The sequence below is a fragment of the Burkholderia sp. KL41 genome (assembly GCF_057005415.2).
Genome location: NZ_CM174446.1, coordinates 3,215,957 through 3,229,503, shown reverse-complemented (window position 1 = coordinate 3,229,503; position 13,547 = coordinate 3,215,957). Strand labels below are relative to the sequence as shown.

The following is a 13,547-nucleotide window of genomic DNA, read 5'->3' as shown; positions in this document are numbered from 1 at the left end:
CCGATCCCGACTGCATGGACGATCCGACCGACATCCTCATTCCGCTGCTTCCGCCCTTCCTCGCGCTGCTCGGGCAGGCCGCCGACGCGCAGGCGCGCGGCGAGGCCGCCGCGCACGATCTGTGGCTGGCCGCCGCCGCGCACCTGCATGCGGTCGACGCCGATGCGCTCGCGCAGCTCGCCGGCGCGCTCATCACGCGGCAGCGCACGGCCGATGCGGTCGCGCTCTCCGAATGCGCGGCGCGCGTGCAGCCGGGCGCGACCGCGTACTTCAATCTCGGCTACGCGCTGCAGATGGCCGGTCGTCACGCGGATGCCGTGGCGCCGTATCGCGCGGCGCTGGCGCTCGACGCCGGGCGGCCGTCGCTGCGCAACAACCTCGCGATCGCGCTGCGGCTGTCGGGCAGCGACCGCGCGGAGGAGATCGCGCTGCTCGACGCGGCCGTGCGCGCCGATCCGTCCGACGTGCAGGCATGGATCAACCTCGTCGTCGCGCGGATCGCGACGCACGACCTGGACGGCGCGCTCGCGTGCGCCGCGCGGCTCGTGGAGCTCGCGCCCGACAACGCGCTCGCGATGAACAACGTCGCGATGGCGATGAAGGAGGCGCAGCGCTGGGACGATGCCGAGCGCTGCGCGGCGCGTGCGTGCGAGCTGGCGCCCGACGACGCGTCCTACCGTTTCAACCTGGCGATCATCCAGCTCGTGCGCGGCAACCACGCGGCCGGCTGGCGCGGCCACGAGGCGCGCTGGGACGGCGCGGGCGAGTTGCGCGGCCGCCGGCCGGTGTTGCCGGGCCCGCGCTGGCAGGGCGAGCCGCTCGCCGGCAAGACGCTGCTCGTGTGGGGCGAGCAGGGGCTCGGCGACGTGCTGCAGTTCTGCCGCTTCGTCGCGCCGCTCGCCGAGCGCGTGCATCGCGAGGGCGGCCGGCTCATATGGAACACGTTCCCGCAGGTGGGCACGCTGATGCAGCGCAGCCTCGGCGCGCATGCGGATGCGTTCAGCGCGGGCGGCGGCGTCGACGTGCTGCCCGCCTTCGATTACGAAATACCGCTGATCGGCCTGCCGCTGATGCTCGGCATGGAAGCGTCGACGCTCGCGTCGTCGGTGCCGTACCTGCATGCCGATCCGCCCGCGCGCGACGCGTGGCGCGCGCGGCTCGCGGGCGACAGCCGGCTGAAGGTCGGGCTCGTGTGGACGGGCAGTGCGGGGCACCAGCGCAATCCGTTCCGGCGCGTCGGGCTCGAGCGTTATGCCGACGCATTCCGCGGGATCGACGGCATCGCGTTTCATTCGCTGCAGCCGGGTGCGCAGGCGGATGTCGCGGCGGCGCGCGCGGCCGGCTTCGCGATCGAGGACTTCACGGCGGAACTGACGAGCTTCGACGATACGGCCGCGTTCATCGGCGCGCTGGATCTCGTGATCACCGTGTGCACGTCGGTCGCGCACCTGGCGGGCGCGCTCGGCGCGCGCACGTGGGTGCTGCTCGACGTGAATCCGCACTGGCCGTGGTTGCTCGAACGCACGGACAGTCCGTGGTACCCGACCGCGACCCTGTACCGGCAGCCGGCGTTCGGCGCGTGGGAGCCCGTGATGGCGGCGGTGAGCCGCGACCTGCGGCGCCTGTCTGCGCAGCCGGTTCAGGCGGCGGAGTCGGCGGAGTCGGCCCGGCAGGCCTGAGCGGCCGGCCGGTTCGCGGTCAACGGCCGCTGCATGCGGCGGCCGCCACCACGCGCTGCGCGGCGGCGGCGTGCCGCATCATTTCGGCGGGGCGTCGCCGTTGTTCCGGCCGTTGCGCCGGCGCAGCCCGGGGCCGAACGTGAAGCCGAACGCGAGCAGCACGAACGACACCGCGAGCACGATGTTGTTGCCGCTCGTCACGTAAGGCGTGAAGCCGCTCGTGCCTTCGATCCGCACGTCGAGCGAGCCGATCGTGAACGGCTTCAGCTGGCCGAGCACGCGGCCGCGCGCATCGATCGCGGCCGTCATCCCCGTGTTGGTCGAGCGCAGCATCGGCCGGCCCGTCTCGAGCGAACGCATCCGTGCGATCTGCAGGTGCTGGTCGAGCGCGATCGTGTCGCCGAACCACGCGAGGTTCGTCACGTTGACGAGCACGCCCGGCGGCTGCGGGTTGTCGCGGATCGTCGCGGCGATTTCCTCGCCGAACAAGTCCTCATAGCAGATGTCGGCCATCACCGGCTGGTTGTGCACGAGGAACGGCTTCTGCACCGGCGCGCCGCGCGCGAAGTCGCCGAGCGGCATCTTCATCAGGTCGACGAACCACCGGAAGCCCCACGGGATGAATTCGCCGAAGGGCACGAGGTGGTGCTTGTCGTAGTGATAGATGTCGCGCGAATTCGGCGTCACGCCGTACAGGCTGTTCGTATAGTCGACGTAGTGGCCGTCCTCGGTCACCGAGGCGCCGACCGCGCCGAACAGCACGGCCGAGCCCGTCGTGTCGCTGAACTTGCGGATCGCGACGGCGAACGGCTCGGGCAACTCCTGGATCATCACCGCGATCGCGGTTTCGGGCGTGACGATCAGGTCGGCCGGCTTCTCGACGATCATCTGCGTGTACATCTTGATCGCCGCGTCGATGCCCGCTTCCTCGAACTTGATGTCCTGCTTCACGTTGCCCTGCAGCAGCCGCACGGTGAGCGGCGCGTTCGCGGGCACGGTCCACGTGACCTGCGACAGCCCGAGACCGGCCGCGATCAGCGCGACCGCGATGCCGGCCGGCGCGGCGATGCGCACGCGCGCATTGCCGGCACGGGGTTCGGCGAGCGGCGACGGCCGGGCGGCGGCGAGCGCCTGCACGACGAGCGCGGCGAACAAGGCGAGCACCCACGCGATCCCGTACACCCCGGCGACCGGCGCGAAGCCCGCGAACGGGCCGTCGACCTGCGGATAGCCGCTTGCGAGCCACGGGAAGCCGGTGAAGACGGTGCCGCGCAGCCATTCGCCGAGTGCCCATGCGCTCGCGAATGCGAATGCGCCGTGCCAGGTCGGCGAAAACGGCCGCGGTTCGGGCGTGCGGCGATGCCACGCATGGCCTGCGCAGAACGACCACAGCCCGGCGGAGAACGCCGGGTACAGCGACAGGTACAGCGAGAACAGCACGAGCGCGCCGCCCGCGAGCGGCGCGGCCATCTCGCCGTAGACGTGCATGCTGATGTAGAGCCACCAGATGCCGCTGATGAAGTTGCCGAAGCCGAACGCGCCGCCGGTGAGCGCGGCGCTGCGCCAGCTCGCCGTGCGCGTGAGCTGCGCGAAAAACCAGACGAATACGACGAGTTGCAGCCAGCCGCCATGCGGCGTCGGCGCGAAGCTGAGCGTATTGGCGGCGCCGGCGAGCAGCGCGGCCGGGTAGTGCCAGCGCGGCAGCGCGCGCCCGGGGGGCGGCGCGAGAAGGCCGCCAGCCGGGCGGGACAGGATCGGATCGTCCATGTGAAGCGAAAGTGGGCGAGCGGTTGTGGAACGCGCGGCTGGCGCGCGACGGTCAGTCCTCGTGCGAGGTTTCGGCGCGACGGCTGGCGAGCGGGTTGCGGCGCACCAGCAGCACGTGGACCTGGCGCGCATCGCCGCGCTGGATCTCGAACACGAGGTTGCCGAGCTGCAGCTTCTCGCCGCGATGCGGGACGCGGCCGAAATGATGCGTGATCAGTCCGCCGATCGTATCGACTTCGTCATCCGGGAAATCGGTGCCGAACGTCTCGTTGAACTGTTCGATCTCGGTGAGCGCACGCACGCGGTAGCGGCCGTCGGGCCCCGAGATGATGTTGCCGGCTTCCTCGTCGAAATCGTATTCGTCCTCGATGTCGCCGACGATCTGCTCGAGCACGTCCTCGATCGTGATCAGGCCCGCGACGCCGCCGTATTCGTCGACGACGATCGCAAGGTGGTTGCGGTTCACGCGGAAGTCGTGCAGCAGCACGTTCAGGCGCTTCGATTCGGGAATGAACACGGCCGGGCGCAGCATCCCGCGCACGTCGAATTCCTCTTCGGCATAGAAACGCAGCAGATCCTTCGCGAGCAGCACGCCGATGACGTTGTCGCGGTTCTCCTCGTACACGGGGTAGCGCGAGTGCGCCTTTTCGAGGACGAACGGGATGAAATCCTCGGGCTTGTCGGCGATGTTGATCGCGTCCATCTGTGCGCGCGGCACCATGATGTCGCGCGCGCACAGGTCGGACACCTGGAACACGCCTTCGATCATCGACAGCGAATCGGCGTCGATCAGGTTGCGTTCGTGGGCGTCCTGGAGGATTTCCAGCAGCTCGCCGCGGGATTCGGGCTCGGGCGAGATGAAGTCGGTCAGGCGCTCGAGCAGCGAGCGCTTTTCTTGCGGTTTGTCGGTTGGCTTACGACTGGGATACGAATCGTTCATGGTGGTGCGCCCGGGTCATGCCGGAGCGCGCTGTCACGGAGTAGGCAAGGATACACCAAGGGCACGACGCGACCGTGTCACACCGGCCGCACGGCCAGGGTGGGCAGCGCGTACGGGCCCCGCTCTCGGACGGCCGCGCCGGGCGCGACATCGTCCTCGCGTCCATCCTATCCCAGAAAAGGGCGGCGGGGCAGCGGCGAAAAAAACGGGTGCGGAGGGGAAGCGGAGCCGTGACGCGGAAAAGCGTTCGGCCGAGGCGGTGAGCGGCGGCATTCTGCCGCATGCGGACTTCGCCCGGCCGCGGTTCAGAACCGCATGCCGGCCGAGCAGCCGCCTGCGGCCGCGCCGTTGGTCGCGGCGCCGCCGCAGCCGAGTATTCCGCAGCCGGACAGCGCGACGCTCGCGGCGACGATCAGCGCGGCAACCCTGCAACACGACCAGCGAGACGGTTTCATCGGTCTTGACCTCGCAAGAATGCGCCCACGGCGCGGCAGCGCGTGGCGGCGAGCCGGGCGCCGTGCCGCGTCACCGGCATCGCGCGAGCAGCCCTTCCAGCGCGCGATCGGGGATGCCGCTCGCGCGCAGCGCGTCGACCGTGCGGCTGACGTAGTCGAGCGTCGTGCCGTAGCGGCCGGCCGCGCAACTGAACACTTCCTTGACGACGGGGTCGGACAGCTTGCCCGTATAGGTCGGCGCTTCGCGGCGCATCACGAACGCGAGGGCGTTCACGCGCTCGCCGTTCTCGAGCGAGCACGGCAGCCATGCGGGCCGGTACGAACCCATCGGCATCTCGCGTTTCCACAACGTTTCGAGGTGCGGTTGCGCGGTCGGGCCGGCGAGCCGGAACGCGATGCCCGAGCACGAGCCGCCGCGATCGAGCGCGAGCACGAGGCCCGGGCGTTCGGGCGTGCCGCGGTTCACGCGCGACCACAGGTAGAGCCCGCGATGATAGCCGTGCACCTTGCCGCGTATGGCTGCGACGGTCGGCAACCCCGGGTTCCAGATCAGCGAGCCATAGCCGAACAGCCACAGATCCTGACGGCCGTCCCAGTCGCGCATCGTGTGCGCGAGCGACGCCGCGAGTTCGTCTTCCGTCAGCAGGCGCCCGTCGCCGATCGACGGCGGGTAGGCGGGCGAGAGCGTCGCGGCGTTGCGCATCGTGCGGACGGCTTACTGGTACGGGTTCGGGAAGCCCAGCTTCGCGAGGATGTCGACTTCGAGCGCTTCCATTTCGGCTGCGTCCTCGTCGCTCGTCTCGTGGTCGTAGCCCTGCGCGTGCAGCGCGCCGTGCACCAGCAGGTGCGCGTAATGGGCGGTGAGCGGCTTGTCCTGGTCGTGCGCTTCCTTCTCGACGACCGGGCAGCACAGCACGAGGTCGCCGATCACGGTGCCGTCGGGCGCCGCGTCGTACGCAAAGGTCAACACGTTGGTCGGATAGTCCTTGTGGCGGTAGCCGGCGTTCAGCGTGCGGCCTTCTTCTTCGCCGACGAAGCGCACGGTGAGCTGCGCGCTGGCGAACAGCGCCGGTTCGAGCCATTCGGCGATCAGCTTGCGCTTGGGCAGCGTCTTGCGCACGTCGCTCGTGATCTCGTCGCCGTACTGCACGGACAGGTCGAGCTCCGGCTCGCGCAGTGCGTCTTCGGTGTCGTCCTCGCGCGGTGCGGGCTCGGCACCCACGTGCAGCGTCACGCTGTCGTAGTGCTCGGGCTGCAGCGCGATCTTCGCGCGCATGGCCGGATCGTTGTGCTGCGCGACGATCGCGACGGCGGCTTCCCCGGAACTGCCCGACAGGTCGAACATCAGGCTGCGGCCGTCAGGGAAGTCGATGCGCAGCCCTTGCGCGTTGACGGTCCGGGCCTTGCCTTTCGCATCGAACAGCGAAAGGCGGGGGGAGGCGGGCGCGGCGGACTGGGCGCGCCCGGACTTGCGGGAACGGGAGGATTTCATGACGCGTGTGGCGATTGGGACGCGTTGAGGATACACCAAACGGCCGATCGCACCCGAATTCGCACAGGCGAAAAAAAAGCCCGGCGCGCCGTCTGGCGGGCCGGGCCGGGCTGTCAGGCCGGGCGGCGTGCAGGTGCCGCCGGCCGGTCAGCCGTCCTGGTGCTGCGCGTGGAATTCGTCGTACGCCTCGACGATGCGCGCGACGAGCGGATGGCGCACGACGTCCGCGCTCGTGAAGCGCGTGAGCGCGATGCCGCGCACGCCGCCGAGCACCTGCTGCGCCTCGACGAGGCCGCTCTTGTGGCCGCGCGGCAGGTCGACCTGGCTCGTGTCGCCGGTCACGACCGCCTTCGAGCCGAAGCCGATCCGCGTGAGGAACATCTTCATCTGCTCGGGCGTCGTGTTCTGCGCCTCGTCGAGGATGATGAACGCGTGGTTCAGCGTGCGGCCGCGCATGTACGCAAGCGGCGCGATCTCGATCATCTGGCGTTCGAACATCTTCGCCGTCTTGTCGAAACCGAGCAGGTCGTACAGCGCGTCGTACAGCGGACGCAGATACGGGTCGACCTTCTGCGCGAGATCGCCCGGCAGGAAGCCGAGCCGCTCGCCGGCCTCGACGGCCGGGCGCGTCAGCACGATCCGCTTGACCTGGTCGCGCTCGAGCGCGTCGACCGCGCAGGCGACCGCGAGGTAGGTCTTGCCGGTGCCGGCCGGCCCGATGCCGAACGTCACGTCGTGCGACAGGATCTGCTTCAGGTATTCGCGCTGCGCCGGCGTGCGGCCGCGCAGGTCGGCACGCCGCGTGTAGAGCTTCGGCGCGGGCTCCTCGTCCGGCTCGCTGGCGTCGAGCTGGACGACGGGGTCGTCGAACGGATGGTCGGGGTCGCCGCGGAAGCGCACGTCGAGCGTGTCCTGGCGGCCGTTGCCGCCCGTGTGGCGCACTTCGACCAGCGCGAGCTGGATGTCGTCGACCGACAGCGCATCGCGCGCGCGGTTGTAGAAGTTCTCGAGCGCGGCGAGCGCGAGCTTGGCGCCGCGCCCGCGGATCGCGATCCGGTGGCCGCGTCGCGACAGCGTGACGTCGAGCGCCTGTTCGATCTGCCGCAGGTTCTCGTCGAGCGGGCCGCAGAGGTTGGCGAGGCGTGCATTGTCGTCGCGCGGCGCGACGAATTCCAGTGCTTGGGTCGGCTTCAAAGTGGCGTCGGGCTCCAGTGGAACGTCAGTGCGTGGCCGCGCTCGCGTCGTCGCTCACGAGCACGAGCTCGCCGCGCAGCGAATGCGGGTACGCGTGGTTGATCTTCACGTCGATCATCTGGCCGATCAGGCGCGGGTGCGACGCGAGCGGCGCCGGGAAATTCACGACCCGGTTGTTCTCGGTGCGGCCCGCGAGTTCGTTCGGGTCCTTGCGCGACGGGCCCTCGACGAGGATCCGCTCGACCTTCCCGACCATCGACTGGCTGATGCGCGCGACGTTTTCCTCGATGGTCGCCTGCAGATGTTGCAGGCGTTTGAGCTTGACCTCGCGCGGCGTGTCGTCGTGCAGGTTCGCGGCCGGCGTGCCGGGGCGCGGGCTGTAGATGAACGAGAAGCTGGTGTCGTAGCTCATCTCGTGCACGAGCGCCATCATCTTCTCGAAATCCTCCTCGGTCTCGCCGGGGAAGCCGACGATCATGTCGGTCGACAGCGACAGGTCCGGGCGGATCGCGCGCAGCTTGCGGATCACCGACTTGTATTCGAGCACCGTGTAGCCGCGCTTCATCGCCATCAGGATGCGGTCGGAGCCGTGCTGCACGGGCAGGTGCAGGTGGCTCACGAGCTTCGGCACCTTCGCGTAGGTGTCGATCAGGCGCTGCGTGAATTCCTTCGGGTGCGACGTCGTGTAGCGGATCCGCTCGATGCCGGGGATGTCGGCGACGTATTCGATCAGCGTCGCGAAATCGGCGATCTCGGACGAGCCGGCCGCCAGCGCGCCCCGATAGGCATTCACGTTCTGGCCGAGCAGCGTGACTTCGCGCACGCCCTGGTCGGCGAGGCCGGCCACTTCGGTCAGCACGTCGTCGAGCGGACGCGACACTTCATCGCCGCGCGTGTACGGCACCACGCAGTAGCTGCAGTACTTCGAGCAGCCTTCCATGATCGACACGAACGCGCTCGGCCCCTCGACGCGCGCCGGCGGCAGGTGGTCGAACTTCTCGATCTCGGGGAAGGTGATGTCGACCTGCGCGCGGCCGCTCTCGCGGCGCGCGTCGATCATCTGCGGCAGGCGGTGCAGGGTTTGCGGGCCGAACACGAGGTCGACGTACGGCGCACGCGACACGATCGATGCGCCTTCCTGGCTCGCGACGCAGCCGCCGACGCCGATCAGCAGGCCCGGCTTCGCTTCCTTCAGCTCGCGCACGCGGCCGAGATCGGAGAACACCTTCTCCTGCGCCTTCTCGCGCACCGAGCACGTGTTGAACAGGATGATGTCCGCGTCTTCCGGCGTGTCGGTCTTTTCGAGGCCTTCGGCCGCATTCAGCACGTCCACCATCTTGTCCGAGTCGTACTCGTTCATCTGGCAGCCGAAGGTCTTTACGTAAACTTTCTTGGTCATGGGGATTCGCCGTTCGCAGTGGTTGACCTGGGGGCGTCGTCAAGAGTGAATCGGGACGGCCGCGCGCGCTGCACGCGGATGGCGCGCAGCCAGCATGTGAAAAGCCGTCGGGAAAGCTTTCCATTATAGCTTTTCACGCTGCCCGGGACGGGCGGCGGGTTGCGGCCGCGCGACGCCGGCCGGCGCGTTCCGACCCTCGAGCCGCGATGCGCCGGCCGTCAGCGGCACGCGTTCAGCAGGTCGTCGTGCGCCGCTTCCTCGCGCGCGAAGCGTTCGGCGAGAAAGTCGAGCAGCACGCGCACGCGCGGCGCCATGTAGCGCTTGCCGGGATAGATCGCGTGCAGCGGCGCGCTCTGGTGCCGCCAGTCGGGCAGCAGGACCTTGAGCCGCCCGGCGCGGATGTCGTCGGCGACATCCCAGATCGAGTTCAGCACGATGCCGCGGCCGCGCAGCGCCCATTCGCGGGCGAGGCCGCCGTCGTTGGTCTCGAACGCGGTGGCGAGCGGCACCGTGCAGGTCTGCGTGTCGTCGCCGCGCGTGAAGCGCCACGTGTTCATCGGCCCGGACGCGACCGTGATCACGTTGCATGGAAATCGGGCCAGATCGTGCGGATCGCGCGGCATGCCGTGGCGTTCGACGAACGACGGCGCCGCGCACGGCACGCGCCGGTCCGCGGCGAGCCGGCGGGCGATCAGCGCGCCGTCGGGCGGCGCGGCGAAACGGATCGCGAGGTCGATCTCGTCCTGCCACAGGTTCACCGTCGAGTCGGACGCCGTCAGCGAGAACGTCACGTCCGGGTGAAGCGCGGTGAATTCGTCGAGCCAGTCGAGCAGCCGGCGGCGGCCGAAATCGGACGTCGCCGACAGCCGCACCCGGCCGGCGACCACGTTGCGGCCGGCCTGGAGCAGCGCGTTTGCGTCGTCGAGCGCCTGCAACGCCTGCCGGCAGCCGTTCAGGTACAGGCGGCCCTCGTCGGTGAGCCGCAACTGCCGGGTCGAACGGTCGAACAGCCGGGTGGCGACCGCCGCCTCGAGCTTCGCGAGGCGCGCGCTCGCGGCGGCCGGCGTGAGGTTCAGCTTGCGCCCGGCGGCGGACAGGCTGCCCAGTTCGGCCGCCTCGACGAACAGCCGGATATCGCCCAGTCGGTCCATGCGATTTTTCGGAAATATTTGAAAATGGTTCAAACGCCACGCCAATTATCAAATATCGATGTCTTCGGGACAATGCGCACATCCTGCCTTTTGTGCGGTGCGGCACCGACCGGGCGCCGCGTCCGCCGCCTTCCGGAGAACGTCATGCCCATTCCGTTACTGGCGCTTGCGATCAGCGCCTTCGCCATCGGTACCACCGAGTTCATCATCATGGGCCTGCTGCCCGAAGTGGCGCACGACCTGGCCGTGTCGCTGCCGTCGGCCGGCCTGCTGGTCACCGGCTACGCGCTCGGTGTCGCGGCCGGCGCGCCGCTGCTCGCGGTGCTGACGAGCCGCATGCCGCGCAAGGCCGCGCTGCAGCTGCTGATGGCGATCTTCATCGTCGGCAACGTGCTGTGCGCGACCGCGTCCGGCTACGCGATGCTGATGGTCGCCCGCGTCGTCACGTCGTTCGCACACGGGTCGTTCTTCGGGATCGGCGCGGTGGTCGCCGCGTCGCTCGTGCCGGCCGACAAGCGCGCGAGCGCGATCGCGCTGATGTTCACGGGGCTCACGCTGTCGAATGTGCTCGGCGTGCCGTTCGGCACGTTCGTCGGGCAACTGCTCGGCTGGCGCGCGTCGTTCTGGATCGTCGCCGTGCTCGGCGTGCTGGCGCTCGGCGGCGTCGCCGCGCTCGTGCCGAACCGTCACGACAGCGGGCCGGCCGGCCTCGGCCACGAAGTGCGCGTGCTGAAGGAGCCGCAGGTGTGGCTCGCGCTGTTGATGACCGTGCTCGGCTTCGGCGGCGTGTTCGTCGTGTTCACGTACATCGCGCCGATTCTCGAGACCGTGTCGGGTTTCTCGCCGCGCTCGGTCGCGCTGATCCTCGTGCTGTTCGGCGCGGGGCTGACGATCGGCAACACGCTCGGCGGCAAGTTCGCCGACCGCGCGCTGATGCCGTCGCTGATCGCGATCCTCGTGGCGCTGATGGCCGTGATGGCCGTCTTCGCGAAGACGAGCCACCTGCCGGTCGCGGCCGCCGTCACCGTGTTCGTGTGGGGGATCGCCGCGTTCGCGACGGTGCCGCCGCTGCAGGCGCGCATGGTCGAGAAGGCCGCGAGCGCGCCGCATCTCGCGTCGACGCTCAACATCGGCGCGTTCAACGTCGGCAATGCGGGCGGCGCGTGGCTCGGCGGCCTTGCGCTGGAACACGGCCTCGCGCTCGATGCGCTGCCGTGGGTCGCCGTCGCGGTGACGTTCGCGGCGCTCGTCGTCACATGGTTCGCGATGCGGCTCGACACGCGCGGGTCGGCACGCGGTGCGGCGCCGGCGCCGCAATGAGCGAGCGCGGCGCGACGCGATAGCGGCAGGAAACGGGGCGCGAGAAACGCATTCCTCCGCGATGCTGATAACGGTGTGAAGATAACTTCGTTTGCCGGTGCAAGGCCGGGTGATAGCGTTTCGATACGCGCCGTTGCTGGCGCAACCCGATTCCCTATCCCGGCTTACCCCATACGCAGGGCCGCACAGCGGCCCGGAGGCAATGCTATGTCTTCATCCCTGGCGCTCGTGCGCGACGTGTCTTCCTTCGAGTCCGGTGACGCCGCCGATGCGCGGGCGTCCGCGTCGCTCGACGTTCTCGAGCAGGTCGTCGGCGTGAACCTCGCGCGCTTGCGTGCCGAGCGGCAGTTGTCGCTCGATGCGCTCGCGCGGCTGTCCGGCGTGTCGCGCGCGATGCTCGCGCAGATCGAGTCGGCGCGCAGCGTGCCGTCGATCAAGGTGCTCTGCAAGATCGCCGCGGCGCTGAAGGTTTCGGTCGCCGCCTTCCTGCGCCGCCATGCGGTGAACGGCTTCGAGCACCTGGCGGCCGAGCGCGCGTCGCGCGTCGTCAGCTCGAACGGCCGCTTCTCGGCACGCGCGCTTTATCCGGAAGGCGAGCCGGCCGCGGCCGAATTCCACGAGCTGCGGATCGCGCCGCTGCACACGGAGCCCGGCGCACGCCGCGCGCCCGGCACGACGGTCAACCTCGTCGTCAGCGAGGGCACGCTCGAAGTCAGCGTGCACGACCGCCGCCAGTTGCTCGCGACCGGCGATGCGATCGTGTTCGATGCCGACCAGCCGTACAGCCTGCGCAACCCGGGCGACAGCGAGGCGCGCGCGTTTCGCGTGACGGTGAGCCCCGAGGTGCCGCCGCGCTGGCTCGTGCCCGATGCGGCACACGCCGCGCATGCGGCCGGCTGATCGCGCAGGCCGCCCGGAGCGGGCCGCGTTCCCGTCGTTCGGGCGGGAGCGCGGGTCGTCCGTCGGCCGTTCGGACGATGCCGTTAGACGGGGTCGTCGGTAAGGTTTTAGCTGGAGTTCACTGCGCCGCGCGCGCAGCTGTTGTATGCTTGGCCCGCCGCTGACGGGGTTGTCCCGTCCGGCAATCAGTGCGTCTTCAGGGCGGGGCGAAATTCCCCACCGGCGGTAGGCTGGCGTAAGCCGGCGAGCCCGCGAGCGCCCGCGCATCCGCGCGGGGTCAGCAGATCTGGTCGAATGCCAGAGCCGACGGTCACAGTCCGGATGAGAGAAGATGTGCAGATAGTCATGTCCGCCAGGGCCGCTTCGCCACATGTGCGAAGCGGGTTGTCGTTCTGTCTGTTTGCAATGCCCTGAAACGTTTTTCGCCCAAACCGTATTTGCGAGGAGCGTTTCACATGTCCTTGATGTCCGTTTCGTCGGCACCTGCCGACGCCTTTGCCGATCTCCCGTTGCTGGATTCCGAACCGGTGCCGCCGCGCATCGCCGCCGCGCTCGATGCGATGCGCGCAGGCCGTGCGGTCGTGCTGCAGGACGACCACGACCGCGAGAACGAAGCCGACCTGATCGTTGCCGCCGAGCGCATCACGCCCGAGACGATGGCGCTGCTGATCCGCGAGTGCAGCGGCATCGTGTGCCTGTGCCTGACCGACGACACGGTGCGCGCGCTCGAGCTGCCGCCGATGGTGCAGACCAACGAGAGCCGCAATGGCACCGCGTTCACCGTCTCGATCGAGGCACGCGAAGGCGTGCATACGGGCGTATCGGCGGCCGATCGCGTGACGACGATCCGCGCGGCGATCGCCGAAGGGGCGAAGCCGCACGACATCGTGCGCCCCGGCCACGTGTTTCCGTTGCGTGCGCAGCCGGGCGGCGTGCTGGCACGCCGCGGTCACACCGAAGGCACGGTCGACCTGTCGATCCTCGCGGGCCTGAAGCCGGCCGGCGTGCTGTGCGAGCTGATGAATCCCGACGGCACGATGACGCGCGGCGACGATGTCGAGCGTTTCGCGCAACGGCACGGGCTGCCGATGCTGACGATCGCGGAACTCGTCGAGTTCCGCGAGGCGCTGGCCGCCGCGCGCGAGCGCTGCTGCGAACCGGCCTGAGTGAAGGGAAGGGGAAAGCGGGCGCGTTCATGCGCCCGTGGCACGGCGTGCGTGAAGCGGCGCACGCCGGACAGGCCCGGTCAG

General features: G+C 69.5%; 12 protein-coding genes and 1 riboswitch. Of the genes, 4 read left to right on the top strand and 8 right to left on the bottom strand.

Annotated elements, in window-relative coordinates:
* Positions 1 to 14 precede the first annotated feature (14 nt).
* Entirely contained in the window at positions 15 to 1,679 is a 1,665-nt protein-coding gene (locus PQB87_RS15205) for a tetratricopeptide repeat protein (protein ID WP_489242343.1), read from the top strand.
* Positions 1,680 to 1,757: 78 nt separating this feature from the next.
* Here PQB87_RS15205 and lnt read toward each other — a convergent pair whose 3' ends face one another.
* The 8 genes from lnt to PQB87_RS15165 all read right to left on the bottom strand — a co-directional run bounded on the left by lnt (position 1,758) and on the right by PQB87_RS15165 (position 10,077).
* On the bottom strand, positions 1,758 to 3,446 hold the full coding sequence (gene lnt / locus PQB87_RS15200; RefSeq protein WP_489242341.1) for an apolipoprotein N-acyltransferase: 1,689 nt from the start codon (positions 3,444 to 3,446) through the stop codon (positions 1,758 to 1,760).
* Positions 3,447 to 3,498: 52 nt separating this feature from the next.
* The gene (locus PQB87_RS15195; protein ID WP_021160150.1) at positions 3,499 to 4,386 is read right to left on the bottom strand and encodes a CorC family transporter; all 888 of its coding nucleotides are present in this window, start codon (positions 4,384 to 4,386) and stop codon (positions 3,499 to 3,501) included.
* Positions 4,387 to 4,691: 305 nt separating this feature from the next.
* Positions 4,692 to 4,841 carry a hypothetical protein gene (locus tag PQB87_RS15190; protein ID WP_174415894.1) on the bottom strand — a complete coding sequence of 50 codons (150 nt, stop codon included), beginning with the start codon at positions 4,839 to 4,841 and terminating at the stop codon, positions 4,692 to 4,694.
* A 70-nt stretch (positions 4,842 to 4,911) separates the two neighbouring features.
* Positions 4,912 to 5,544 carry a gamma-glutamylcyclotransferase gene (locus tag PQB87_RS15185; RefSeq protein WP_027789177.1) on the bottom strand — a complete coding sequence of 211 codons (633 nt, stop codon included), beginning with the start codon at positions 5,542 to 5,544 and terminating at the stop codon, positions 4,912 to 4,914.
* Positions 5,545 to 5,556: 12 nt separating this feature from the next.
* Positions 5,557 to 6,333: an rRNA maturation RNase YbeY gene (gene ybeY / locus PQB87_RS15180; RefSeq protein ID WP_048025976.1), complete on the bottom strand. Its 777-nt coding sequence runs from the start codon at positions 6,331 to 6,333 to the stop codon at positions 5,557 to 5,559.
* A 147-nt stretch (positions 6,334 to 6,480) separates the two neighbouring features.
* Positions 6,481 to 7,527, bottom strand: coding sequence for a PhoH family protein (locus PQB87_RS15175; RefSeq protein ID WP_021160154.1), 1,047 nt, complete (start codon positions 7,525 to 7,527; stop codon positions 6,481 to 6,483).
* Between the two features lie 25 nt (positions 7,528 to 7,552).
* A complete protein-coding gene (miaB, locus tag PQB87_RS15170; RefSeq protein ID WP_060083095.1) occupies positions 7,553 to 8,926 on the bottom strand; it encodes a tRNA (N6-isopentenyl adenosine(37)-C2)-methylthiotransferase MiaB in 1,374 nt (457 codons plus the stop codon).
* Positions 8,927 to 9,144: 218 nt separating this feature from the next.
* On the bottom strand, positions 9,145 to 10,077 hold the full coding sequence (locus PQB87_RS15165) for a LysR family transcriptional regulator (protein WP_059688779.1): 933 nt from the start codon (positions 10,075 to 10,077) through the stop codon (positions 9,145 to 9,147).
* Between the two features lie 144 nt (positions 10,078 to 10,221).
* On the opposite strand from PQB87_RS15165, the gene PQB87_RS15160 reads away from it, so the two are divergent.
* The 3 genes from PQB87_RS15160 to ribB all read left to right on the top strand — a co-directional run bounded on the left by PQB87_RS15160 (position 10,222) and on the right by ribB (position 13,463).
* A complete protein-coding gene (locus PQB87_RS15160) occupies positions 10,222 to 11,397 on the top strand; it encodes an MFS transporter (protein WP_489242337.1) in 1,176 nt (391 codons plus the stop codon).
* A 207-nt stretch (positions 11,398 to 11,604) separates the two neighbouring features.
* Entirely contained in the window at positions 11,605 to 12,297 is a 693-nt protein-coding gene (locus PQB87_RS15155) for a helix-turn-helix domain-containing protein (protein WP_021160158.1), read from the top strand.
* 188 nt (positions 12,298 to 12,485) lie between these two features.
* A riboswitch (FMN riboswitch) is annotated at positions 12,486 to 12,634 on the top strand.
* A 118-nt stretch (positions 12,635 to 12,752) separates the two neighbouring features.
* Positions 12,753 to 13,463, top strand: a complete 711-nt coding sequence (ribB, locus tag PQB87_RS15150; protein WP_027789183.1) for a 3,4-dihydroxy-2-butanone-4-phosphate synthase — start codon at positions 12,753 to 12,755, stop codon at positions 13,461 to 13,463.
* Positions 13,464 to 13,547 lie beyond the last annotated feature (84 nt).